General features: G+C 72.3%; 23 protein-coding genes and 2 pseudogenes. 6 read left to right on the forward strand and 19 right to left on the reverse strand.

Annotated elements, in window-relative coordinates; translation table 11 throughout:
• Nucleotides 1-158: 158 nt before the first annotated feature.
• From ACIPXB_RS28935 to ACIPXB_RS29025, 19 genes and pseudogenes are all read right to left on the reverse strand, one after another.
• Nucleotides 159-719, reverse strand: coding sequence for a hypothetical protein (locus ACIPXB_RS28935; protein ID WP_401454466.1), 561 nt, complete (start codon nt 717-719; stop codon nt 159-161).
• Complete coding sequence (locus tag ACIPXB_RS28940) at nt 716-1,975, reverse strand: molybdopterin-dependent oxidoreductase (RefSeq protein ID WP_401454467.1); 1,260 nt, start codon at nt 1,973-1,975, stop codon at nt 716-718. The genes ACIPXB_RS28935 and ACIPXB_RS28940 overlap by 4 nt, the downstream gene beginning before the upstream one ends.
• Nucleotides 1,976-2,232: 257 nt before the next feature.
• Nucleotides 2,233-2,511: pseudogene (locus ACIPXB_RS28945) on the reverse strand (cobalamin biosynthesis protein CobW); the annotation flags it as partial.
• A complete protein-coding gene (locus ACIPXB_RS28950; protein ID WP_401454469.1) occupies nt 2,508-2,753 on the reverse strand; it encodes a type B 50S ribosomal protein L31 in 246 nt (81 codons plus the stop codon). The gene ACIPXB_RS28950 and the pseudogene ACIPXB_RS28945, both read right to left, overlap by 4 nt.
• Nucleotides 2,754-2,787: 34 nt before the next feature.
• Nucleotides 2,788-2,952: a 50S ribosomal protein L33 gene (rpmG, locus tag ACIPXB_RS28955; RefSeq protein WP_362112076.1), complete on the reverse strand. Its 165-nt coding sequence runs from the start codon at nt 2,950-2,952 to the stop codon at nt 2,788-2,790.
• A gap of 288 nt (nt 2,953-3,240) precedes the next feature.
• Nucleotides 3,241-4,056, reverse strand: coding sequence for an ABC transporter ATP-binding protein (locus ACIPXB_RS28960; RefSeq protein ID WP_401454471.1), 816 nt, complete (start codon nt 4,054-4,056; stop codon nt 3,241-3,243).
• On the reverse strand, nt 4,056-5,084 hold the full coding sequence (locus ACIPXB_RS28965; RefSeq protein WP_401454611.1) for a FecCD family ABC transporter permease: 1,029 nt from the start codon (nt 5,082-5,084) through the stop codon (nt 4,056-4,058). The genes ACIPXB_RS28960 and ACIPXB_RS28965 overlap by 1 nt, the downstream gene beginning before the upstream one ends.
• A gap of 81 nt (nt 5,085-5,165) precedes the next feature.
• Entirely contained in the window at nt 5,166-6,200 is a 1,035-nt protein-coding gene (locus ACIPXB_RS28970) for an ABC transporter substrate-binding protein (protein ID WP_401454473.1), read from the reverse strand.
• A 36-nt stretch (nt 6,201-6,236) separates the two neighbouring features.
• Nucleotides 6,237-7,220 (reverse strand): PLP-dependent cysteine synthase family protein, encoded by a 984-nt coding sequence (locus ACIPXB_RS28975; protein WP_401454475.1) that lies wholly within the window; start codon nt 7,218-7,220, stop codon nt 6,237-6,239.
• Nucleotides 7,217-8,359, reverse strand: coding sequence for a histidinol-phosphate transaminase (gene hisC / locus ACIPXB_RS28980; protein ID WP_401454477.1), 1,143 nt, complete (start codon nt 8,357-8,359; stop codon nt 7,217-7,219). Before hisC ends, ACIPXB_RS28975 begins: the two co-directional genes overlap by 4 nt.
• On the reverse strand, nt 8,356-9,768 hold the full coding sequence (locus tag ACIPXB_RS28985; RefSeq protein ID WP_401454478.1) for an MATE family efflux transporter: 1,413 nt from the start codon (nt 9,766-9,768) through the stop codon (nt 8,356-8,358). The genes hisC and ACIPXB_RS28985 overlap by 4 nt, the downstream gene beginning before the upstream one ends.
• Nucleotides 9,765-10,745 carry an ornithine cyclodeaminase gene (locus tag ACIPXB_RS28990; protein WP_401454480.1) on the reverse strand — a complete coding sequence of 327 codons (981 nt, stop codon included), beginning with the start codon at nt 10,743-10,745 and terminating at the stop codon, nt 9,765-9,767. Before ACIPXB_RS28990 ends, ACIPXB_RS28985 begins: the two co-directional genes overlap by 4 nt.
• 60 nt (nt 10,746-10,805) lie before the next feature.
• Entirely contained in the window at nt 10,806-12,200 is a 1,395-nt protein-coding gene (locus ACIPXB_RS28995; RefSeq protein WP_401454481.1) for an alanine racemase, read from the reverse strand.
• A 178-nt stretch (nt 12,201-12,378) separates the two neighbouring features.
• Complete coding sequence (locus ACIPXB_RS29000) at nt 12,379-12,651, reverse strand: cation transporter (protein ID WP_401454482.1); 273 nt, start codon at nt 12,649-12,651, stop codon at nt 12,379-12,381.
• 11 nt (nt 12,652-12,662) lie between these two features.
• Nucleotides 12,663-13,838 (reverse strand): sulfite exporter TauE/SafE family protein, encoded by a 1,176-nt coding sequence (locus tag ACIPXB_RS29005; protein WP_401454484.1) that lies wholly within the window; start codon nt 13,836-13,838, stop codon nt 12,663-12,665.
• A gap of 1,096 nt (nt 13,839-14,934) precedes the next feature.
• Nucleotides 14,935-15,468 carry a GNAT family N-acetyltransferase gene (locus tag ACIPXB_RS29010; RefSeq protein WP_401454486.1) on the reverse strand — a complete coding sequence of 178 codons (534 nt, stop codon included), beginning with the start codon at nt 15,466-15,468 and terminating at the stop codon, nt 14,935-14,937.
• A gap of 14 nt (nt 15,469-15,482) precedes the next feature.
• Entirely contained in the window at nt 15,483-15,995 is a 513-nt protein-coding gene (locus tag ACIPXB_RS29015) for a hypothetical protein (RefSeq protein WP_401454489.1), read from the reverse strand.
• Complete coding sequence (locus ACIPXB_RS29020) at nt 15,992-17,248, reverse strand: DUF418 domain-containing protein (RefSeq protein WP_401454490.1); 1,257 nt, start codon at nt 17,246-17,248, stop codon at nt 15,992-15,994. The genes ACIPXB_RS29015 and ACIPXB_RS29020 overlap by 4 nt, the downstream gene beginning before the upstream one ends.
• Nucleotides 17,245-18,306, reverse strand: coding sequence for an alpha/beta hydrolase family protein (locus tag ACIPXB_RS29025; protein WP_401454492.1), 1,062 nt, complete (start codon nt 18,304-18,306; stop codon nt 17,245-17,247). The genes ACIPXB_RS29020 and ACIPXB_RS29025 overlap by 4 nt, the downstream gene beginning before the upstream one ends.
• A gap of 85 nt (nt 18,307-18,391) precedes the next feature.
• On the opposite strand from ACIPXB_RS29025, the gene ACIPXB_RS29030 reads away from it, so the two are divergent.
• From ACIPXB_RS29030 to ACIPXB_RS29055, 6 genes and pseudogenes are all read left to right on the forward strand, one after another.
• Nucleotides 18,392-19,018: a GNAT family N-acetyltransferase gene (locus ACIPXB_RS29030; RefSeq protein ID WP_401454494.1), complete on the forward strand. Its 627-nt coding sequence runs from the start codon at nt 18,392-18,394 to the stop codon at nt 19,016-19,018.
• Complete coding sequence (locus tag ACIPXB_RS29035; RefSeq protein ID WP_401454496.1) at nt 19,015-19,929, forward strand: PaaX family transcriptional regulator C-terminal domain-containing protein; 915 nt, start codon at nt 19,015-19,017, stop codon at nt 19,927-19,929. Before ACIPXB_RS29030 ends, ACIPXB_RS29035 begins: the two co-directional genes overlap by 4 nt.
• Before the next feature lie 32 nt (nt 19,930-19,961).
• Nucleotides 19,962-20,177: pseudogene (locus ACIPXB_RS29040) on the forward strand (TetR/AcrR family transcriptional regulator); the annotation flags it as partial.
• Nucleotides 20,178-20,411: a hypothetical protein gene (locus tag ACIPXB_RS29045; protein WP_401454626.1), complete on the forward strand. Its 234-nt coding sequence runs from the start codon at nt 20,178-20,180 to the stop codon at nt 20,409-20,411.
• Between the two features lie 219 nt (nt 20,412-20,630).
• Nucleotides 20,631-21,497: a universal stress protein gene (locus ACIPXB_RS29050; protein WP_401454498.1), complete on the forward strand. Its 867-nt coding sequence runs from the start codon at nt 20,631-20,633 to the stop codon at nt 21,495-21,497.
• A 112-nt stretch (nt 21,498-21,609) separates the two neighbouring features.
• A complete protein-coding gene (locus ACIPXB_RS29055; RefSeq protein ID WP_401454499.1) occupies nt 21,610-21,816 on the forward strand; it encodes a hypothetical protein in 207 nt (68 codons plus the stop codon).
• Nucleotides 21,817-21,949: the final 133 nt, after the last annotated feature.

Genomic DNA, 21,949 nt, shown 5'->3' on the forward strand with positions numbered 1-21,949 from the left:
ACGCCGAGGACCGGCACTGCGGCGGTGGAGAGTCTGACGAGCACAAGGCGTCCAAAGACCGGGCGGTCCGGGCCGCAGAGGAAGGCGGGCACACTGCCGTCCAGGAACGATCGAAGCAGTCGATGCCGATGTTGCCCAGCGCGGGCAGCGCGGCGCGGTCACTTCGCCGCCCTGCGAGCGCGCGCCCGTTCGGCCCGCGCCGCCCGCCGCTCCGCCCGCCTCGCCCGCCGGGCCGCCCTCGTCCCGTGCCACGTCCGTACGAGGAGGACGGCCGCCGAGGCGGCGAAGAGAGCGGCGCTGATCAGCAGCCAGCGCGTCAGGAACCCGTCCGCGGGCAGCCCCGTGGCCGCGGTGAAGTGGTCCACCCGGCGCAGGACCAGGGGCCACCAGACGAGCAGGAGGACACCGGAGACGAAGGCCGGCACCCGGACGTAGTTGACGCTCACCCGCACCGCGGGCCCCCCGGCGTCCGGCGCGCTCGCGAAGACTACCTGCGCCGCCCGGTCCGTCACCGCGTACAGGGGCAGCAGCACCAGGTCGTGCACGAGCGCCGCCCCGACGAACCACACGGCCACCCCGAGGGTGTCCCCCTGAAGGAGCCGCAGTCCCGCGTAGAGGGCGAGGGCGAAGGAGGCGAGGACGAGGAGCAGGTGGAGCGGGGAGGCCCCGTACCGGCGCCGGAGGTCGAACGTGCCCGGGGCCGGGAGGCGGATCCTCACGCCGGCTCCCCGAAGGTGAGGCGCGTGACCCACTTGGTGTTGTGGACACCGGGGGCACCGGGCACGATCACCCGGGCCGGGTAGCCGTGGTCGTGGGAGAGGACGGCGCCGTTGACGCGTACGGCGAGGAGCGAGCGGGCGTCGCGGGCCTGGTTGTCGCGCAGGACCACCGAGCGGAACGGGCCGCCGCGCTGCACCGACTCCACGAACACCTGGGGGGTGTGCGTGCCGAGCCCGACGAGAGCGGCCAGGTCGGTGAGCCGCACCCCGCTCCAGCGCTGGTCGGGCGTCGACCAGCCCTCCACGCAGGCGATGGGGAGGGCCGCGTCGTGCTGGGGCAGGGCCAGCAGGTGCTCGTACGTCAGGACGACCTGCCGGCCGGCGCCGCGTACGGTCAGCCGCCAGGCGGGGCCGATGTCGCTGGGGCGGATGCCGACGGAGGCGGCGGTCTTGTTGATCTGGAAGCCGTTCGGTCCGGAGCCGGGGTCCTGGCCGTGCGGGGCGAGGAGGGCCGTCCGCCGCAGCCGGCCGCCCACGCTCTGACCCACCGTGACCACCAGCAGCACCAGGGATCCCAGCCCGACCATGCCGAGCGCGCCCCGGCGCGAGATCGTCGGCGCGGCCGGGCGGGGCGTGACCAGTCCCGCCGCCTCCCGCGTACCGGCCGCGGCCTGCTCCGCCCCGGTCCGGACCGCGCGCAGGGCCCTCGGCAGCCGGAAGGCCACGTGGACCACGAAGGCACCGATGAAGACCCAGGCCCCGTAGAAGTGCAGCGTGTAGAAGGAGCCGGGGAAGATGTAGTGCAGCTGCACGTTGAGGATGCCGGTGACGAACTCGAACCCGGCGCCGCCCACGAGGAGGAGCAGGGACAGCCGCTCGATGCCGTGGGCGGCCGACCGCACCGGGGGCAGGGCGAAGAGCTTCGGGATGACCGACCACAGCTTCGCCAGGAGCACGGGTACGAGCACGATCCCGAGCGTGACGTGCACCCCTTGCGTGACCCGGTAGAGCCAGTAGGGGGAGGTCGGCCAGGCGAACAGGTAGAAGCCGAGCCACCCCTTGCCGGGCGTCTGGTCGTTCACCGCCGCCAGATCCGGGTTGTAGGCGGCGTACGACAGCAGGCCCGTGACGAACAGCACGCTGATCCCGGCCAGCAGGACCAGCCCGAACACCGAGGTCAGCCAGGGTCCCCGCAGCGGGCTGCGCCAGAACTCCGGACGCCAGGGCCCGCCCGGCCCGCCACCGCTCGCGCCCAAGGGACACCTCCGCAGACTCCCGCACACCAGGGCTCACGGGACATCTCCCGCCGAGGAGAACATGCCGCACCGAGACCGCGGCAGCCCTCATGACACGCCACCGTTCCCCCGCCGGCGCGCCGCCCCGGCCCCGCCCGCGCGGCCGGGGCACGGAGGGCGGGGTCGTGGGGTGATCAGACGGGTTCGAGGAGGGCGTCGAAGGCGGCGGGGAGGTGTTTCCAGCCGTCGCGCCCGGCCGCGTACTCCGCGTCGGTGAGCAGGCAGGACTCCAGGAGCCGCTCCAACTCCGGGACCAGATCCTCGCGCAGGGCGCAGCAGGCGCAGTCGTCGACCAGGGGCGCGGCGTCCTCGGACAGCGGCCCGGTGGCGTCACGGATCAGGCGGCGTACCGAGCCGTGCGCCGCGCCGGCCAGGTCGTGGTGGAGGGCCACGCTGCCGGGCACGGCCCGCAGGAGCCGGTCCACGACCTCCTTGCGGGCCTCGGCATGGAGCCCGGCGACGATGACGACGGGCAGTCTGGTCTCCCGCTCCTTCAGCGGGCCCCGTAGCGGCGCTCGAAGCGCTCGACACGGCCGGCGGTGTCCATGACGCGGGCGGTTCCGGTGTAGAAGGGGTGGCTCGCCGAGGAGATCTCGACGTCGACGACCGGGTAGGTCCGGCCGTCCTCCCACTCGATCGTCTTCTGGCTGGTCATGGTGGAGCGGGTGAGGAACGCGGTGCCGCTCGCACTGTCGCGGAAGACGACGGGGCCGTAGGCGGGGTGGATGCCGGGCTTCATGGGGGTGTCCTTCGGGGTCGGGAGGGGTGTGGGGTCAGCGCTCTTCGCGGAAGTCGACGTGCCGACGGGCGACGGGGTCGTACTTGCGCAGGACCAGCCGGTCCGGGTCGTTGCGGCGGTTCTTGCGGGTGACGTAGGTGAAGCCGGTCCCCGCGGTGGAGCGCAGCTTGATGACCGGGCGGAGTTCGTTGCGTGCCATGGGGCCAGTATACGGGAATGGTTTTCATTACCAGTAGGTGCTGGCCGCAGCGAGGGCCGCCGCGGGCCCGGATCCGGGCCCGCGGAGGGAAGGTCTGATGGCGAAGAAGAGCAAGACCGCGCAGAACGGGAGCGCAAGGCGACCGTCGAGCGGTACGCCGCGCGGCGGGCCGAACACGACACAGCGACGTGGCCACCGACTGAGTCGGTGGCCACGTCGCCGTGTGTCGTCGGCCGGGACCGGGACCGTGACCGTGACGTGGTCGTCGCGGTCGGCCGCTGATGGGCTCTACCGGGGATCGGGTTGCATCGCCCGCGTGGCGGTCGTCCGCGTGGCGGTGGATGCCAGGTAGGTGACGCGGAGCGTGCCGGTGGTGTGTTCGCGGTCGACGAGCGCGTTCACGCCGTAGACCGACTCGATGAGGTCCGGGGTCAGTACGGCCTCCGGGGCGCCCGCCGCGGCCACCTGTCCGTGCTGGAGGACGACGATGTGGTCGCAGTACCGGGCGGCGAGGTTGAGGTCGTGCAGGGCGACGACACAGGTGACGTCCAGTGCGGCCAGCAGGTCGAGGAGTTCGAGCTGGTGGCGGATGTCGAGGTGGTTGGTGGGTTCGTCGAGGAGGATCTCCCGGGGCTCCTGGGCCAGGGCGCGGGCGAGCTGGGTGCGTTGTTTCTCCCCTCCCGAGAGGGTGTGCCAGCTCCGGTGCTGCTTGTCGGCCATGTCGGTCCGCTCCAGCGCGGCGCCGACGATCCGCCGGTCGTGCCCGGTCAGTGCGTCGAACCGGCCGCGGAAGGGGGTGCGGCCGAGTTCGACGACCTGGCGGACGGTGACGTGGTGGTGGGCGGACACGTCCTGTTCGACGACGGCGAGCCGGCGGGCCAGCACCCGGCGGCCGAGTCCGTCCAGGCTGGTGTCGTCGTAGCGGACGGTCCCGGTGTCGGGGCGGCGCAGTCCGGCGAGCAGACGCAGCAAGGTCGACTTGCCCGAGCCGTTGGGGCCGAGGAGGCCGACGGTCTTCCCGTCGTGGGCCGCCATCTCGATGCTGTCCAACAGCCGGTGGCCCTTGACCGACCAGGAGAGTTCGGTGGTGGTGATGCGGCCCATCAGGACTCCAGACGCTTCAGGACCAGGGCGAAGGCGGGCGCGCCGAGCAGCGCGGTGATGACGCCGGCGGGCAGCTCGTGGGGCGAGAACGCCGTCCGGGCGAACACGTCCACCCAGATGAGGAAGACGGCGCCGGCGATCGCGGACAGGGGGAGCAGGCAGCGGTGTGCCGGGCCCGCCAGGATACGGACGGCATGCGGGACGAGGAGCCCGATGAAGCCGATCGCCCCGGAGGCCGCCACGGCGGCCGCCGTGATGACCGACGTCAGCACCATCAGCCAGACGCGGGCCGCGGTGACGTTGATCCCCAGGGCGGCGGCGGAGTCCCACCCGAAGGTGAACGCGTCGAGGGCGGGCGCGAAGAACTGCACGGCGACCACTCCGGCCAGGATGATCACGACGGTCACGGTCACCCCCTCCCACCGGGCGCCCCCGAGGGTGCCGAGCAGCCAGTACGTGAAGCCGCGGGTGGAGTTCGCGTCCCCGCTGACCATGAGGACGACCGAGGTGACCGCGGCGAAGAACTGCGACACGAGCACACCGGTCAGCACCACGCGGGAGGGGCTGGCGACGCGCCCCCCGCCGAGCAGGAGCAGCAGCAGGCCGAAGGAGAGCAGGCCGCCGGCGAAGGCTCCGGTCGACAGGGAGACGCTCCCGCCGATGCCCAGCAGGAGCACGGCGACGGCGCCGGTGGACGCGCCGGAGGAGACGCCCAGCAGGTAGGGGTCGGCCAGGGAGTTCCTGGTGACCGCCTGCAGGACCGCGCCCGAGACCGCCAGGGCCATCCCGACGGCGGCGGCCAGCAGCACCCGCGGGAAGCGCGACTCCCAGATCAGCGCGTCCAGCAGGCCCGGGAGGGGTGGGGTGGGCGCGATGGCGCCCAGACCGACGTGGCGGAGGATCGTGGAGACGACGTCCAGGGGCCGGATGTCCGCGCTCCCGAAGAGCGACGCGGCGACGACCGACACCAGCAGCCCGGCTCCGGCCAGGACGAAGAGCGCCACCGTCGAGGTGCGCCGCCGGCGCACCGGGACCTTCTCACGGCTGGTGATCGGGTTTCCGGTGCGCACGGCGGTTGTGTGTGGAGTCGGGGTCATGGTGGTCGACTGTCACCCGAGCCGGTTGAGACCGTCGACCAGCGTGGGAACGACGGACGCGCTGCCGTAGCTGGGATCCATGTGCGATCCGGGGATGGTGATGAACCGGTCACCCTTCACCGCGTCGAGCTTGCCGGTGAGGGGGTCCTTCTTGAGCAGGTCGACCTTCTCCTTGGCGGTGTCGTTCGGTTCGCCCCGGGTCAGGTCGGCCAGGATGATGACGTCGGGGTTCCTGGCGGCGACCTCGTCCCAGCTCACCTCCGCCCACTTGGTCTTCGCGTCGGCGAAGATGTTCTGGACGCCGACGAGCTCCGAGATGTGCTGCGGCAGACCGCCGGGGCCCGCCGCCCACGGAGTGCCCTCGTAGGTGGAGTAGAACCACATCACCCTCAGCGGCGTGTCCCGCTTCCTGACGCCGCTCAGCGCCTGGTCCACCACGGCCTTCTGCTCGGTCGCCAGCTTCTCCCCGGCGGCGGGCACGCCCATGATCCTGCCCAGCCGGCGGTACTCCTCGTACAGCATGTCGAAGTCCGCGCCCGCCACGCTCTCGTGGTACGAGCAGTCGAACTCGGTGAGGTAGGTCGGCACGCCCAGCTCGTGCAACCGCTTGCGGTCGCCGGACTGTTCCGCGGTGAACATGCTCGCGAAGGAGCCGTAGACGAAGTCCGGCTGGGCTTCCACCAGCTTCTCGTGCTTGATCTCCTGCCCGGGCGCGGACAGGACCGGAATCCTCTTGTACCGCTCGGCTATCGCGTCCGGCGTCTTCTCGATCTCGTAGCCCGTTCCGGCGATCCGGTCGCCCACCCCGAGGTGGATGAGGATCTCGGCGGCGGTCTGGTTCAGGGTGACGGCCTTCTTCGGCGCGGCCTTGTAGGTCACGTCGGTGCCGCAGTTCCTGAGGGTGAACGGGTAGCCCGGTCCGCTCGTCCCTGCGGCCGTCCCGGGCCCACCGGCCTGAGCGGATCCGTCGCCGGCACACCCCGCGACCGCGAGCACCGTCAAGGTCGTCAGCACTGCCGTCATCGTCTTCATTCTTGATATGCGCATGGTGTCTCCTTGTATGTGAGGGAAGAGGGGCGGCCGCTACCGCAGCAGCGCGGCCAGCCGGTGGACGACCTGGGCGTCGAACAGGCCGTGCGCCGCCATCCAGTCGTCGTTGAACACGGTGTCCAGGTATTTCTCGCCGCCGTCGCAGACCAGCACGACGATCGTGGTCCCGGGCCCTGAGCGCTGCGCCTGTTCCAGGGCCTTGTAGACCACGCCGCCCGCCGAGCCGCCGATCAGGACGCCGAAGTTCCTGGCCAGGTAGCGGCAGGTCTCGAAGGCTTCCGAGTCGCCGGCCCTGACCCCCTCGTCGATCAGCGCGTAGTCGACGACGTCGCCGATCTCCGAGCCTTCGGGCGTACCGGTGCCGGACTGGTGGTACGGCGCGCCCGCGCCGCCGAAGACGACGGACCCCACCGGCTCCACGCCGATGATCTTCAGGTCCGGGATGCGTTCCCGCAGGACGCGGCCGGTGCCGCAGAGCGAGCCACCGGTGCCGACGGCCCCGTACAGGTAGTCGATCCCGTCGCCCAGGTCGTCGTGCAGCTCGCGGGCGAGTGGCCGGTAGCCGTTGGGGTTGCCCTGGTTGTTGTGCTGCGCGGTCCAGTACGCGCCGTGCTCGGCGGCGAGGCGCGCGGCCACGGTGTCGCGTTCGGCGGTGGCCAGGCCTTCCTCGTCCCCGGCGACGTTGAGGATGTCGGCACCGTAGGCGCGCATCCCGCGCAGCTTGTCCGTACAGGAGTGGTTGTCCACCACGGCGGTGAACTTGTACCCGCGTTCGGCGGCGATGAGCGCCAGGCCCAGTCCGGTGTTGCCGGAGGTGGACTCGACCAGCCACCCGCCGGGGGTGAGCAGCCCCGCCGCCTCCGCCTCGTCCACCATGTTCCTGGCCATCCGGATCTTGGCCGTGCCGGTGGGGTTGTACTGCTCCATCTTCAGCAGGACGGTCGCCGAACCGTCCGCGACCGACAGCTCGAGCAGGGGCGTCCGCCCGATCAGGTCGGATGTTCTGGTCTTGATCACGCCGTGTCCTTCGCGCAGATCTCCGTCAGGCACCGCACGAAGACGTCGTTGTCCTCGGGGGTCGACAGGGAGGCTCGGATGTAGGTCTCGTATCCCGGCTCGCGCCACGCCTTGACGATGATTCCGGCGCGGTGCAGCTGCTGGGCGACCCGGTCGGAGCGGCAGCCGGTGTCGATGAACAGGAAGTTGGCCGAGGACGGCACCACACACAGTCCCGCGCCGCGCAGCCGGTCGGTGACCCTGCTGATCTCCAGGCGGGTCCGGCGGACCGTGTCGGCCAGGTGCGCGTGGTCGCCCAGCGCCGCGACGGCGGCGTCCTGGGCCGGCTGGTTGACGTTGTACGGGGTACGGACCTGGTCCAGTGCCTGGACCAGGGTGGTGTCGGAGGCGATGCCGTACCCCACGCGGAGGCCCGCCAGGCCGTATGCCTTGGAGAAGGTGCGCAGCACGATCCACGGCCGGTCCAGCGCGCGCAGGGCCTCCAGCCCGTCGGGGTACTCCGGGTCGGCGCGGGCGAACTCGCCGTACGCCTCGTCGAGCACCAGCAGGGCCGATGCCGGGGTGTCGGCCACGACGCGCGCCAGTTCGCCGGAGGTCAGCGTCGTGCCGGTGGGGTTGCACGGGTTGGCGAGGAAGACGAGCTTCGGGCCCGCGGCCAGCGCGTCGCGCCAGGCGGCCGCGTCGAACCCGAACTCGGCGGTGACCGGGACCTTTTCGACCCGGGCCCCCATCACGCGGGGGAAGGTCTCGTGCAGGCTGAACCCGGGTGCCTGGGTGACCACCAGGTCACCGGGGTCGAGTACGGCCCGGCACAGCAGCTCCAGGAGGTTCTCCGAACCGTTGCCGAGCACGACGCGCCCGGCCGGCACGTCCAGGCTCCTCCCGATGGCCTCGGTCAGCCGCTTGCCGGTGGGGTCGGGGTAGCGTGCGACGCCGCCGGCCAGGCCCCGGCGTACGGCCGCGGCAACGGCGGGGGAAACGCCGTACGGGCTCTCGCTGTTGGAGAGTTTGATGACCCGGCGGACCCCGCCGAGGGCGGCCACCTCGTCCGGGTCGGCGCCGGGATCGTAGCGGGGCAGGCCCGCCACTTCCGCGCGGATCAGGGCGGCCGAAGCGGCCGGTGCGAGGGCGTGGTTCATGACGACTCCGGTTCCGGGAGGGGTACGCCGGCCACCGCTCGGTGGAGCCGGTCGACGCGGCGCAGGAACGCGACCAGCAGGAGGGCGGCGGTGGCGGCGAGGCCGATGGTCTGGCCGATCCAGACGCCCTCGACGCCCCAGCCGGCGCTCACCCCGAGCAGGTAGCCCGCGGGCAGCCCGATCAGCCAGTACCCGACGAGGGAGATCCGGAACGGGCCGGCGGTGTCGCCGATGCCGCGCAGGATGCCGTTGCCGATGTTCTGCGTGGCGTCGAAGACCTGCATGAGGGCGGCGATCAGCAGTCCGGTCGCGGTGAGCGCGATGACGCCCGCGTTGCCGGCGTGCTCGGCCGAGAGGAACAGGGACACGATCGGGTCCGGGACCGCCAGGTAGACGACGGCGACGACGAGCATCGCGATCACGCCCCAGGCCAGGCCGAGGAGTCCCGTTCTGCGCGCGGTGACGTAGTCACGGCCGCCGTCGGCCTCGCTGATGTGGATCGACGCCGCGTGCGACAGGCCGGCGGAGATCATGAAGGCGATGTAGACGATCTGGTTCAGCACCGTCTGCGCGGCGAGGGCGTCGACGCCCAGGGAACCGATGATCAGCGTGAGCACGCTGAAGAACCCGGCCTCCGAGGCATAGGTGCCCGAGATCGGCAGGCCGAGGCGCCAGACGGAGCGGACCGCGTCCCCGTTCCAGCGCCGCGCGTCGGGCGACGTGAGGTAGGAGCGCAGGACGCCGTCGCGCAGGATCACCGCGATGAAGGCCAGGAAGGACAGCAGGAACACGGTGACCGTGGCGATCGCGACGCCGACGAATCCGAAGGCCGGCAGGCCGAACTTGCCGTAGATCAGTACGTAGTTCAGGCCGATGGTCACCCCGACCGAGGTCAGCGTGATGGCCAGCAGCGGGCCGGGCCGCTTGAGGCCGGTGGTGAAGTGCCGCAGGTGCTGGAACCACAGGCAGGGCAGCATGCCCGGCGCCAGGACCATCAGGAACTCGCCCGCCTTGTCGACCACGGCCGGGTCCTGGCCCAGCAGGACGAGCAGTGGGCCGGCCAGCAGCAGCGCCGCGCAGAACACCACGCCGCAGACGGTCGCCCAGAAGAAGCCCGCGAACAGCAGCGCGCCGATCCGTTGCCGGTCGTCCCGCACCCGGGCCTCGGCCACCAGGTTGCCGACCCCGGTGACCAGGCCGGTCCCGGTGGTGCGCAGCTGGTTGAACAGCGCGATGGCCAGTCCGGCGGCGGCGATCTCGACCGCGCCGAGCCTGCCCAGCATCACGATGTCCACCGTGGTCAGCGCGACGTAGGCGAAGTTGGTCAGGATCAGCGGGAACGCGAGCGAGAGCAGCGCCCGCGAGTTCCTGATCCACCAGCCGATCCTGTCGGTTGTGCCGTTGCTCACCAGAAGTTGACCTTTTCGCCGCGCCCGCTCGCCAGGGCGAGATCGGCTATGTACCGGCCCAGCGCGGCGTCGGTGACCGCCATGCCGCTGTTGTAGGCGAAGACCACGTCGTCCGGATGGCGGCGGGCGGGTGCCCGGCCGAGCAGGATGTCCGGCAGCTGGGCGTCGACCGACGGCAGGCTGCCGTCCTCGCCCCGCAGGTCGTCGCAGGTGGCGTGCATCTGGGCGGTATCGGTGGCGATCCGGTAGTCGGCGCCGTGGCACACGTCGGCGTGCACGCCGTACCCGAGCAGTACGGCGACCGAGCCGGGCTTCATCCAGTCGCGCCGGACCTCCTGCGTGACGGAGAGGCCGGCGGCGCCGATCACGATGTCCGCCTCGCCGGCGGCCTCCCGCAGATCCCGTACGATCTCGACCTCGCGGCCGTCGGCGCTGTCCTGGACGGCGCGCAGGCCGTCGGGGTAGGTGCCGAACACCCGCAACCGCTCCAGCTCCGGCAGGGCCGCGAGCAGCATCGGCAGCGCCGTCCGCCCCTGGACACCGGTTCCGACGACCAGGGCGCTGCGCGCGTCGGGGCACGCGGCGCGGGCGAACAGCGCGGTGGTGGCCGAGGACCGCAAGGGTCCGAGTCTCACCACGTCCATCAACGCGATGGGGGCCCCGGTGGTGTCGTCGACGAGGAAGACGAACGAGTGGAACCGGTAGGCGTCCCGGCTGCGGCGCGGGTCGTGCTCGTAGACGGCCTTGAAGCAGACGGTGCCGCTGCCGCCGTCCCGGGCCACCATCGAATAGCTCAGTGAGCGGTGGCCGGGGTCGTCGATGATCGTCTTTACGGGGTTGTCCGAGCCGCCTTCGCGCAGCGCGCGGTAGGCCTGCTCGACGACCGCGATCACCTGCCGGTGGTCGACGTCCAGCCCTTCCTGGGCCGACTGCGGCAACAGCCACAACGGCCCCGGTGGGGCGTGGTGGTGTGACATGCAGGGGTTCTCCTTCGTGAGAGTTCGTTTCGGATCGCGTCGGACGGGTTCGAGATCGCGTCAGATTCCGTCCAGCCGCCAACGCGGCGGGCCGGCGCCGTCGCCGAGCCGGACGACGGCTTTCAGCGGCAGTGCGGCGTCATGGAACGGTGATTCGTTGGAGTCCATCTGGTAGCCGGCGGTGTTGAGGTAGACCAGGTGGTCACCGCGCCGTACGGGCCTCGGGAAGCCGATCTTCCGCCAGGTCACCAGGTCGTTCTCCAGGCAGGTCGAGCCCGCGACACAGGCCGGGAACACCTCGTCGGCGACGGGCCGGGAGGACATCAGCAGCGGATCGGGGAGGTAGTCGGTGTTGAACCACTGCTCGGAGAGGCTGAAGCTGCTGCCCGCGACCGTGACGATCGCGTACCCGTCGGTGTCCCGTCGGTCGTCGACCTGCTGAACGCGGAACAGGGTGAATCCGGCCTGGTCCAGCAGGGCCCGGCCGGGCTCGACGACGAACCGGATGCGGTTGCGTGACGCCTTCGCCGACAGGCTCTCGCCGCCGTCGACCGGGTGCGCCATGATCGCGCGCACTGCCCGGGTCGCGGGCTGACCGCCGTACGGGTAGAAGTCCTTGAAGTCCCTGGCCGCGTGGTAGTGGGCCGGCTCGTTCTGCTCGACGAACGCGTCCCACAGGCGCGGCTCGACGTAGCGGACCGGCAACCCGCCGCCGATGTCGACCAGTTCGGCGCGGAGCGAGCCGCGCCGTCGGGCGTCGAGGCAGTGCTCGATCATCTCGTTCGCCGCTGTCGCGCGTTCGGCGCTGGAGTAGCCGTTCAGATGGAAGGAGAATCCCCGGAGGCTGATGTGGGCGGCGAGTTCCGCGCACAGAGCGACGGCGGCCTCCCGCTCACCGGCGGACAGCCCGAATCTGCTCGCCGGCTGACCGGCCGTCCGGCACCGCAGCAGCACACGGGCCTGCCGCCGCGCGCGCCGGGCGGTCGCGGCCAGCCGGCGGAGTTCGCTGAGGGAGTCGACGGCGACCAGGCAGTCGTGCTGGACCGCCAGCGCGTGCAGCGTGTCGTCCTTCTCCGGGCCGGAGATCCCGATCCGGTGTCCGGGCACTCCCCCGGCCAGCGCCTTGACCAGTTCGGGGACGCTGGCGACGTCGACTCCGAGCCCGAGGGCGGCGGCCGACGTGACGTAACACCCGGCCTTGTTCGCCTTCTTGGCGAACAGGATGTCGGCGTCCGCGCCCGCCTCGGCGAACGCCCGCCGGAGTTCGGCGACGTTCTCCTCGAAGATCTCGGGCAGCACGATGTGCAGCGGTGACCCCAGGCCGTCCAGGAGGTCGGCCAGCAGGGCGCGGTGATCCGCCAGGAGCGTGGAGACCGTGGGATGCCGGAGGGCGGTGAGGGCGAAGGGACGCAATGCGGCCGTCGGGAGCTCCAGCACCTGTCGTGAGATGAGCACGCCATACTTCTATATGATGATGATAGTCATTTTCAATTCGCACGGCGGCCGGATGGTGGGGCGCCGCCCTCATCGGCTACCTCAACGCCCGGTCCTGAGCCCCGCATAGAGGGCCCGAGGCGAGACCCGGTCCGGCTACGGGCTCCCTGCCGGGCCCCCGGACACGGGTCCCGCGCGTTCAGTCGGCGACGGCGATACGGGCGGTGTAGTCGCCCGCGGCCTCGACCGCCGCGACGAGCGCCGCCGGGTCCACGTCCACGCCCCGCTCGAGCAGGACGCGGCTGCGTCCCGTACGGACGTCCGTGCCGGCCCGGCGTACTCCGTCGACCTCCTCCAGCTCGTCGTCGATGAGCAGGGCGCAGCTGGAGCAGTGCATGCCGTCGACGACCAGGTCCACGGTCGGCCCGTCCGCCTCGGCGGCTTCGTTCTTCTTCTTGCGGAACAGCTTCATGTCACAGGTCCTCAGCGGAAGTCGATGGCGCCGGTCTGCATGCCCATGGCGCAGGAGAAGCGGAGTGTGCCGGGCTTGCGGGTGCCCAGGTCGACCTCGGTGTCACCGTCGCGTTCGACGATCTCCTGGACGCCGAGTTCGGGGATGGTGAAGGCGCGGGCGCAGCCCCCGGAGTCCTTGCCGTGCAGGACGAGGGTGGTCGGCACGCCGGCCTTCGCGGTGAAGGCGGTGGGCTCGTAGAAGTCCGTCACGGTGAGGGTGACGACCTGCTTGCCCGAGGCGTCGATGCGTACCGGCGGGGCGTCGACGGCCGTGCCGCCGGTTCCGGAAGGAGCCGGGTCACCGTCCTCCTCGCCTCCCTCGGCCTGCTCGACGGTGAACGGTCCGGTGGCCGTGGCCGGTTCGGCCGGTGCGGTGAAGGAGAACCAGCCGCCGGCCTGGAGCGCGGAGCCCACCGTCCAGACGGCCACGGTCAGCACCACCACACCGGTCAGCACGGCCAGTCGGCCGGACAGCGCCTGCGCACTGCGCCTGAACAGGTATCCGAGCAGGGCGAACAGGGGCGCCGTGCCGAGCACGAAACCGGCCATCACGGCCGCCCCGGCCACCGGGGAGCCGGAGGTGACCGCCAGCAGCTCCATGGACAGGGTCACCCCGCACGGCACCAGGACGGTCGCGAAGCCGATCAGGGCCGGGGTGCCGACCGAGTCGGTCCTGGCGCTGCGGCGCAACAGCCTTCCCAGGGAGGCCGGCGGGCGCGGCACGAGCCGCCCGACGGTCTTGACGCCGAACAGGTCGAGGGCGAACAGCACCATCAGCAGACCGGCGGCCAGCAGCAGCACGGCCTGCGCGCGGGGACTGGGCTGGATCGCGTTGCCGAAGGCCCCCAGCAGAGCACCGAGGAGCGTGTGCGAGAGGAGCTTGCCCGACAGGAAAGCCCCGACGGGCGCCAAGGGCCGGCGTTCGGCCCCGGGCGCTCCGGGGAGCGCGGCGGCAGCTCCCTCGGGTCGGCCCTCGGCCTGCGAGGCGGCTCGGGCCGGCCGCCGGGCGGCCGGGTCGGAGGCGGGGGTACGGCGGCGGGTCACCGCGCCGGCCAGCAACCCCCCTTGTACGGCGGCGCAGGAGGCACCACCGGCGAGCAGACCGGTGGAGACACCGGTGACGAGCAGAGCGACGGACGACGACATGCGTCAACGACTCCCGATCGGGCAGGTCGGCAGCACACCGCGCCGGGGCGCGGGCACGCCGAAGAGGACGTGGGTCTCACCGCGTCCCGCAGGGCACACGCCCCGCGGGCAGGCGGACGATCACGTCCGTGACACGCACAACCGGTTCAGATCAGGGGGAGGTATGGACGGCGGAGCGTTCGGCAGGGTCACGACGGCGACGGCGAGACAGCTCTCCCCACGGGGCGACTCCGCCAAGGGCGGGGCGGCGGGGCTGTCCGGGGCCGGGGTGGCCTGCCGCGACGCACACTGCTGCGTCGCCATCGGGCAGTGGGTCCCGTGATCCGCGCTCCCGGACGTCGTCGCCCGCAGCACGTGGGCGGCGTCCGGACCGGGCCCGGACGTGGATGCGCTGCCCATGTCCATACCCATGGCCATGCCTGGCATCGGTTCCGGCATGGCCATCGCCGGCCGGGCGATGCCCGCCAGGCACAGCAGAAGCGCACACACCAGCAGCACCCCGGACCACATCCGGAGCGGCGGCGGCAGGCGACGCATCACCCGCGTCATGCTAGGCCACCCCGTACCCCGCCCAGGGTTCGGCACCCTGCCCTTGGCGCGGCGGAAATCGCGCCGACCGCCCGACGCTGGCGTCGCCGTAGGCGGCGCACGGCACGGTATGCACGGTTTCGGAAGACATCGACTCGCTACCGCCCCATCCTCAGCACGCGACCGCCATGGCCCCGGACGCACGAGAAAGGCCGTCCTCTCATGGATGAGAGAACGGCTTTTGACCTGCGAAAAGCAGAGTCGGGACGACAGGATTTTCACGACCCCCCTGTTGGTGGTCGCCACCCGTCCGGCCACCGTGCCTCAGAAGGCCGCAGGAGGCACCGACCTCACCAGCCCGGCGGACCGCACGAGGCCAGCAGCTACCAGGGCGTCAGCCCGGCCGGGGTGGTGCGGATCTGCGCCCGTACGCGTCTGCTCCCGGGCCACCTGTAGCCGCGCAACACCTCGACCGGCGGACCGGGCTGCCGGTCCGGCCACCCCACCGCCGCCGGCGGCGGAGCAGGGGGAACCCGCTCCGCAGCGACGAGCCAACGGGCGCGGACGACTACGGGCAGGCCGTCTGACCGGGTTTCGGACCCGGCTGCCTGCTGTGTTCCATGCAGACCAGGCCCTCGCGGGCGTCCCACGAGTCGGTCACGCGGAAGCCGCACCGCTCGTACAGGGCGATCGCGGCGGTCCGCCAGCGCCATACGGAGAGCCGGACCGTGGTGATACCGCTGTCGGCGCAGTGGGAGAGCGCCTCGTGGATGAGCGCGGAGGCGATGCCGCGCCCACGGTGGGCCGGATCGGTCCACAGCCGCTTGATCTCCGAACGCCCGTCGGCCGGGGCGGTCACCACCACACAGCCCACGGCCGCAGCGCCGTCGAGCGCCAGGCACACCATGTCGTCGGCGAATGCGGTCTGCGGGTCCTGGATCTCCGCCCGGTAGCGCGCGGGCAACTGTGTTGCGTCCTCGGCCGGTAGGCCCTTCTCCGCCTCGGTCTGCAGATGGTAGGCGGTCAGCAGGGCGGAGAGCCCGTCGTCGCCGGTCAGGTGGCCGGGGCGGCGGACGAGGACCGCCGTGGGGTGCATGGTCATGAGCATGAAGGATGTCACCTGCCCTGGGTGCGACCGTGGTTGTGGTCGCGGCCGTGGCCGGTGAAGGCTTCAGGAAGCCGGGACGGCGGCGGGGCGAGGATCAGCGGCCAGAGTGCGCCGGTGCCCAGGTCCGCCTCGATGTCGCCGGCCGAGCGGGCTTCCGGGGTGACGACGACCACCGTGGAATCGGTCGCCCGCGCGTAGGCGAGCGCCGAGACCGGTGCGCTCACCGTCAGCAGGAGCACGGCCTGCGGATCCCGGGCCGAGCGGAGCACGCCGTCCGCGTCGTCGGGGTCCGCCGGGTAGGCGGCGACGGACACGGTGAGCGTGCCGTCCGACAGCCGGCGCTCGGCCCAGCCGTCCGTACGGACCAGGAACAGGCAGCCGTCGCCCTCGTACCCCTGGGCGGACAGGCGGGCGACGGCGCGTTCTGCCGGGTCGCCGTCGGGGTCGACGGCCACCACCGGCAGCACCGCCTCCCGGTCTGCGGGGTTCAGGCCCCGGGCCAGCCACAGGCGCGCCGTCATGCCGCCTCCCCCTTCCAACGCGGGCGCCGGGCCAGGGTGAGCGCACGCAGTGCCCACTCCACGGGGCCGTAGGGATGGCGGGCCAGCCACCAGCGGCTGAAGACCAGCTGTACGGCGAACAGGGCCAGGGCGGTCAGGGTGACGAGGGCCGGGGAGATGCGCCCCACCAGGGCGGCGCCGAAACCGGTGAACACCAAGGCCAGCACCAGTGACTGGGTGAGGTAGTTGGTCAGCGTCATCCGGCCCGCCGGGGCCAGGACCGCCGCCAGGCGTCGGCCCCGTGGCCCGGCCAGCGTCCGCAGCACCGTGGCCGCGTAGGCGGCGGCCAGCAGCGGCGCGGTCACCACGTCCACGGCCACTGCCACCAGCTGGTACGCCGTACCGGAGTAGCCCTGGCTCGCGTGTGCCCAGACCAGGCCGCCTGCGACGCCGATGGTGAAGCCGGTCCACTGCAGGCGGCGCAGGAACGGCGTGTGGCGGGCGAGGTCGGTCAGCACGCCGCGCTTGCCGGCCGCCAGGCCCAGCAGAAACGCGGCGAAGGCCGCAGGGGCCTGGAAGAAGGCCAGCATGAACACCACGTCGGGCAGCTGCCGCAGGTGGGCCCCGATCACGGATGCGGCGTCGCCGCGGAGCGCCTCGGTGGCCTGGCGGCCCTGTTCGGTGACGGCGGCGGTGTCGATGCCGCCGCCTCCGGTGGCGGCGAGCGCCCCGGCCAGCAGCAGGTAGCCGACGGCGGTGAACGTGAACAGGACGACGGCCGCGCGCACCGCGGTACGCGGACGGATCCGGTGCACGGCGAGCAGGACGAGGCCGAGCACGGCGTAGGTGGTGAGGATGTCGCCGGGGAAGAGCAGGACGGCATGGCAGAGCCCGAGGACGAACAGGCCCGCGCAGCGCCGCAGGAAGCGGGGCAGGAAGGCGGCGCCGGCGCGGTCCGCGGAGGCCAGCTGGAGGGTGAAGCTGTAGCCGAAGAGGAAGGAGAACAGCAGGTAGAACTTGGCCTCGAAGAAGACCTCGGTGACGAAGCGGACGGCGGTGTCGAGCGCGGAGCCGAAGGCCGGGTCGTCCACGCCGGTGCCGCGGTACGCCGAGGCCATGAAGGTGATGTTCACGAGCAGGATGCCCCAGAGGGCGAAGCCGCGCAGGGCGTCGACGTCGGAGAGGCGCCGCGGTGCGGCCGCCCCGGCCGACGGCCCTGCCGTGGGTCCTGCCTTGGGTCCTGCCTTGGGTCCTGTCGTGGGCCGGGTGGTCATCGTTTCGCTCCTTCGGTGTCGACGGAGGTCAGGAACTGCCGCTGGTCTTCCAGGAAGCCGTCTGCGAACAGGGCCCTGGGCGCGCACAGCGCGGTCAGGGTGAGGCGGAGTGAGGAGTTCTCGACGTCGTGCTTGACCAGGCCGTGCGTGGCGTCCGGGTAGCGGCCGACGCGCAGCGCGGGCCCCGGCAGCAGCCGGCGGTAGGCGGCCTCGGTGTCGGCGGTGTCCACGTTCACGTCGTGTCCGGCGAGCACCAGCAGGACGGGCACCCCGCGCAGCGCCGGCAGGTCGGCGCTCGCATCGGCGGTGTGGTTCTTGGAGACGAACCTCCAGCGGGCGGCCGTCATGCCCTGCGGATCGCCGACGGCGCGTACGTACTCCTCGTACGGGGCGCCCCGCCCGAGCAGTTCCAGGCCCGTCTCACGGCGGCGCAGGGCGGCGGCGACCTCGGTGTCGGAGGCGCCGTCGCGGCGCAGCTCGGCGAGGAGGTTGTAGCGGCCCTGCTGGTGCCAGTTGACGGCGGGCGAGACGGCGATGACGAAGCGGATGCCGGGGTCCTTGGCGGCGATCTTGGGCAGCACCCAGCCGGCCTGGCTGGCGCCCCACAGGCCGATCCGGCGGCCGTCGATGTCCGGCCGCTGCCGGGCCCAGGCGATGGCGTCGACGGCCTCCCGGGCGCGGTCGTCCATGGACTGGTCGAGCCAGTCTCCGGGCGAGCCGCCCACGCCCGGCTTGTTCCAGGACAGCGAGGCGTACCCGGCGCGGGCGAAGGACTCCCAGATCGGCCGGTAGAAGGTGTCGTGGGTGGCGTCGACGGGCCCGTCCCCGTGCACGAAGACCACGAGCGGGAAGGGCCCCTTCCCCTGCTCGGGCAGGGCCAGCGTGCCGTCCAGGGTCCGGCCGTCCCGGCGTACCGTCACAGCCTCCTCGCGCAGGTCGTAGGTGTTCTGCCAGACCACCAGCCCGCCCAGGCCGGCCGCCACGACCGCCAGTGCGGCCAGCGCCGCGAGCACGGCCCGCACCACCCGGCGGCGGCGCGTGTTGCCTTTCGGTGCCATCTGCCCCCCAAATATCTATCGATCCTCAAACGATCGTTTCTGTTTCGACCGTACTATGATCGTACGCAGAACGCGAGGAGGAATCATGGACTCAGCAGTTGCCATCCGGCGCAACGTGCCCCGGCGGGCCGAGGAGGAGGTCGCCGGGCTGTACTGGGAGGCCTTCGGCCGCAAGCTCGGCGCCGCCCTGGGCCCGCCCGAGCACGGCCGCGCCTTCATCGCCGGCCACCTCCACCGCGACCGCGCCGCCGTCGCCCTCACCCCGGACGGGGACCGGGTCGTGGGCGTGGCCGGCTACCAGCTCGGCGGGCGCGGCCTGACCGGCGGCGGCGTGCGCGACGTGCTCTCCAGCTACGGACTCTTCCGCGGCCTGCCCCGGCTCGCCGTACTGGCCCTGCTCGAACGCACCCCGGAGCCGGGGGAACTGGTCATGGACGGCATCGCCGTCGACCCCGCCCACCGGGGCACCGGCATCGGCAGCCTGCTGCTGACCGAGATCGCGACCATCGCGGCCGAACACGGCTGCTCCCGGGTCCGCCTGGACGTCATCGACGTCAACCCGCGCGCCCGCGCCCTGTACGAGCGCCACGGCTTCACCGCCGTACGCACCGAGCAGACCCCGTACCTCAAGGGCCTCATGGGATTCGGCGCGGTGACTACCATGCATCGCGCCATCCCCGGCACCAGCACCGGCAAGGAGCAGCAGCCATGACCAGCAGGCCTCCGGCAACTTCCGCAGCGGAGCCCGCCGCACCGGAGATCGGGACCCGGACCCTGGTGTTCGCCCTCGTCCGCGAGGACGGCACCGCCGACGCCGGCGAGCTGTACGCTGTCGCCGAATCCCTCGGCATGACCGACCAGCAGGTCCGGCTGTGCGTCAAACGACTCGTCGCCGAGGGCCGGTTCACCCAGGAGGGCCGCGGCCGCAAGGCCCGACTGCACGCGACCGCCGACCCCACCGGCTCCATCGCGCCGGACGTGGAGTACGTACGCCACGCCTACCGGCAGGACCAGGGGCTCGCCCCCTGGGACGGAACCTGGCACCTGTTCGCCTTCGCCATCCCCGAGACCGCCCGGCAGGCCCGCGACACCCTGCGCGACACCCTCCTCCACCTCGGCGCGGCCCCCCTCCAGGGCGGCCTCTACGTCAGCGCCAACGCGATCGGCGACATCGTCGAGGCCCACGCCCGCCACCTGGGCGTCCTGCCCTCCCTCACCCGCCTCACCAGCCGCGACCTACGGGTGGGCGAGGAAACCGAACCCACCCGGCTGGCCGCCCTGCTCTGGCCGCTCCGGCCGATCGCCGAGCGCCACGAGGCACTCGCGGCGCTCGCCGCGGCCCGCCTGGCCAGACTGTCCGAACCGCCAGCCCCGCCCACCGGGACCGAACGACTGACGTACGCCATCGAACTGGCGGCGGCCTTCACCACCGCCATGGAACCCGACCCCCTGCTGCCCCCCGAGCTGCTCCCGCAGCCCTGGCCCGGCACCCGCGCCCGCGCCCTGGCAGCACGCTGCTGGGACGCCCTCGCCACAGAGGAGGACGAAACCCGCAGCCGGCTGCGGCTGTTCAGTCTCTACGACCACGCCGTCACCACGCCGCGGCCGGGCCCGCCCGAGTGAACCCGCCCCTGGCCTGTTCCATGACATGGACCATGGATCACCGACCAGTAGAGATCCCTGTTGGGAAGGTGCCGGGTGGTGGATCGACGAGCCCGCGCAAGAGCGACAGCCGACAGCCGGTGATCAGCAGTGCGGCGGCACTCCTGGGCGAGCAGGGAGCCGGCGCGACGAGCATCGACCGCGTGCCCGCGCACAGCGGCGCCCCCCGCGGCTCCGTATACCACCACTTCCCGGCGGGGAGGGCGCAGTTGATCGACGAGGCGGTGGCCTTCGCCGGTGATTTCATGGCCGCCCGGCTCATTGCCGCAGCACGCGCCGGTGATCCGCTGGAAGCGGTCGACGCCTTCTTCGCGATGTGGCATGCCCGGCTGGTCGAAACCGGCTTCCGGGCGGGCTGCCCGATCGGCCCTCTCCCGCCCCGACCGCGGCGGGGGCTCGGGACGGCCCCTCTCACAGGCGACGGACGGCCCAGTGCAGGGTGACCCGGCTGGCGGGACGCTCGGGGCAGTCACTCCGCCCGTGCGCCATGGGCGCGCGCAACCAAAGACGCCCATGCCTGCGGAGCCGGTCCCACAGCGGCCCGCATGCGCGACAGAACGATCTGGGGTACTCCTCGGAGAAGAGGACGCGGCGCGCTTCGGCGGGCAGGTGCCGGCGTCCGCAGGTCCATCCCGGCGTCGTACGAGGCGGAGGCAGTCGCCATGGAGCCAGTCGTCACGGTCGGCCTCGACGGCTCACCCGAGAGCATGGCCGCCGCTCGCTGGGCCGCCGATGAGGCCGAGCGCCGCAAGGTCGCGCTCCGCCTGCTGCACGCCTGGCCCATGCTGGCGCCCGAACCGGCCCGCATCCCCGCGGAGATCGACCAGAACTACTGGGCGAACCGTCTTGTGCACCACGCGCAGGCGGAACTCAGAGCACGCCACCCCGGCCTCGTGATCGTCGGCAACCTGGTCGCCGACGACGCGCAGAGCGCCCTGCTGAAGGCGGCATCGGAGTCCGAGCTGACGGTGCTCGGCTCACTCGGCCTCACTCCGGCCGAAAGCTACTTCCTGGGCTCCGTGAGCACCGCTGTCGTCGCACGGGCCGAGCAGCCCGTGGTTCTGGTCCGCTCCTCGGCCCGCGGGACGGCGCCGTCACCCGCCCGGGGCGGCGTCGTGGTCGCACTGAAACTGCACGGCCCGTGCGACGACCTGCTTGCCTTCGCCTTCGCCGCCGCCGCGGGCCGCGGCGTCCCCCTCCAGGCAGTCTGCGGCCGGAGCCTGCCCATCCATGCGCGCACCCCGTGGGGCGTGGACCACGAGGTGACGAAGGAGATCACGGACGACGCACGGCAGCGCCTGGGACAGGTTCTTCGCCCCTGGCGTGAACGTTTTCCCGATGTGGAGCTGGCCGAGGGCGTCCGGCTCGAAAGCCCTGCCGAGGCCGTCGTCCGCGCCGCCGAGGGGGCCGAGCTGCTGGTCGTCGGCCGGCGCAAGCACCGCCCCGCCCTCGCCCCGCGCCTCGGCCCGGTGACCCAGGCCGCCCTGCACCACGCCCGCTGCCCTGTCGCCGTCGTCCCCCATGACTGAGCAGACCAGCCCCGGGGAGCCGGCACACGGGTTCGCCCGCCTGAACACCCGCGCCGCCGGACCCTCCGACGCCGACTCACTCCCACTCGCCCCTTCAGGAAGGTGACCCGTCATGCCCGAGACCAACGTCCCGAACGAGCACGAGAGGCTGCGCATCCTCGAAGCCCAGGTGCAGGTCCTCGCCCAGGCCGTCAGAGCACTGGCCGAAGGACTGGAGGACATCCCCTCCCAGGACACCGAGCGGGAGAAGCAGGCGGCTCGCGGTGCCCGGCTGGCGCACGAGCTGCTCCTGTCCCAGGGACTGGGAGCCAGCGGATGAAGGAGACGGCCGGCTGAGTGATCCAACGGTGTCCACTCCGGGCAAGGACGTCGTCGAGGCACGTCGCCCGCGAGAAGAGTGGATGCGGGATCGGCTTCGGGTGGTCCCGGGTGCCCCCATCGCGTGGGGCCTG

The sequence above is a fragment of the Streptomyces sp. NPDC090022 genome (assembly GCF_044748145.1).
Classification (GTDB): Bacteria; Actinomycetota; Actinomycetes; order Streptomycetales; family Streptomycetaceae; genus Streptomyces.

Bases quoted from the DNA above. Each gene is read 5' to 3' on its own strand.
- ACIPXB_RS29030 (WP_401454494.1), top strand. From the start codon at position 18,392: ATGGACTCAGCAGTTGCCATCCGGCGCAACGTGCCCCGGCGGGCCGAG.
- ACIPXB_RS29010 (WP_401454486.1), bottom strand. From the start codon at position 15,468: ATGACCATGCACCCCACGGCGGTCCTCGTCCGCCGCCCCGGCCACCTG.
- ACIPXB_RS29020 (WP_401454490.1), bottom strand. From the start codon at position 17,248: ATGACCACCCGGCCCACGACAGGACCCAAGGCAGGACCCAAGGCAGGA.
- ACIPXB_RS28960 (WP_401454471.1), bottom strand. From the start codon at position 4,056: ATGGGCCGCATCACCACCACCGAACTCTCCTGGTCGGTCAAGGGCCAC.
- ACIPXB_RS29050 (WP_401454498.1), top strand. From the start codon at position 20,631: ATGGAGCCAGTCGTCACGGTCGGCCTCGACGGCTCACCCGAGAGCATG.
- ACIPXB_RS29005 (WP_401454484.1), bottom strand. From the start codon at position 13,838: ATGTCGTCGTCCGTCGCTCTGCTCGTCACCGGTGTCTCCACCGGTCTG.
- ACIPXB_RS29035 (WP_401454496.1), top strand. From the start codon at position 19,015: ATGACCAGCAGGCCTCCGGCAACTTCCGCAGCGGAGCCCGCCGCACCG.
- ACIPXB_RS29055 (WP_401454499.1), top strand. From the start codon at position 21,610: ATGCCCGAGACCAACGTCCCGAACGAGCACGAGAGGCTGCGCATCCTC.
- rpmG (WP_362112076.1), bottom strand. From the start codon at position 2,952: ATGGCACGCAACGAACTCCGCCCGGTCATCAAGCTGCGCTCCACCGCG.
- ACIPXB_RS29000 (WP_401454482.1), bottom strand. From the start codon at position 12,651: ATGAAGCTGTTCCGCAAGAAGAAGAACGAAGCCGCCGAGGCGGACGGG.
- ACIPXB_RS28950 (WP_401454469.1), bottom strand. From the start codon at position 2,753: ATGAAGCCCGGCATCCACCCCGCCTACGGCCCCGTCGTCTTCCGCGAC.
- ACIPXB_RS28970 (WP_401454473.1), bottom strand. From the start codon at position 6,200: ATGCGCATATCAAGAATGAAGACGATGACGGCAGTGCTGACGACCTTG.
- ACIPXB_RS29015 (WP_401454489.1), bottom strand. From the start codon at position 15,995: ATGACGGCGCGCCTGTGGCTGGCCCGGGGCCTGAACCCCGCAGACCGG.
- ACIPXB_RS28990 (WP_401454480.1), bottom strand. From the start codon at position 10,745: ATGTCACACCACCACGCCCCACCGGGGCCGTTGTGGCTGTTGCCGCAG.
- hisC (WP_401454477.1), bottom strand. From the start codon at position 8,359: ATGAACCACGCCCTCGCACCGGCCGCTTCGGCCGCCCTGATCCGCGCG.
- ACIPXB_RS29025 (WP_401454492.1), bottom strand. From the start codon at position 18,306: ATGGCACCGAAAGGCAACACGCGCCGCCGCCGGGTGGTGCGGGCCGTG.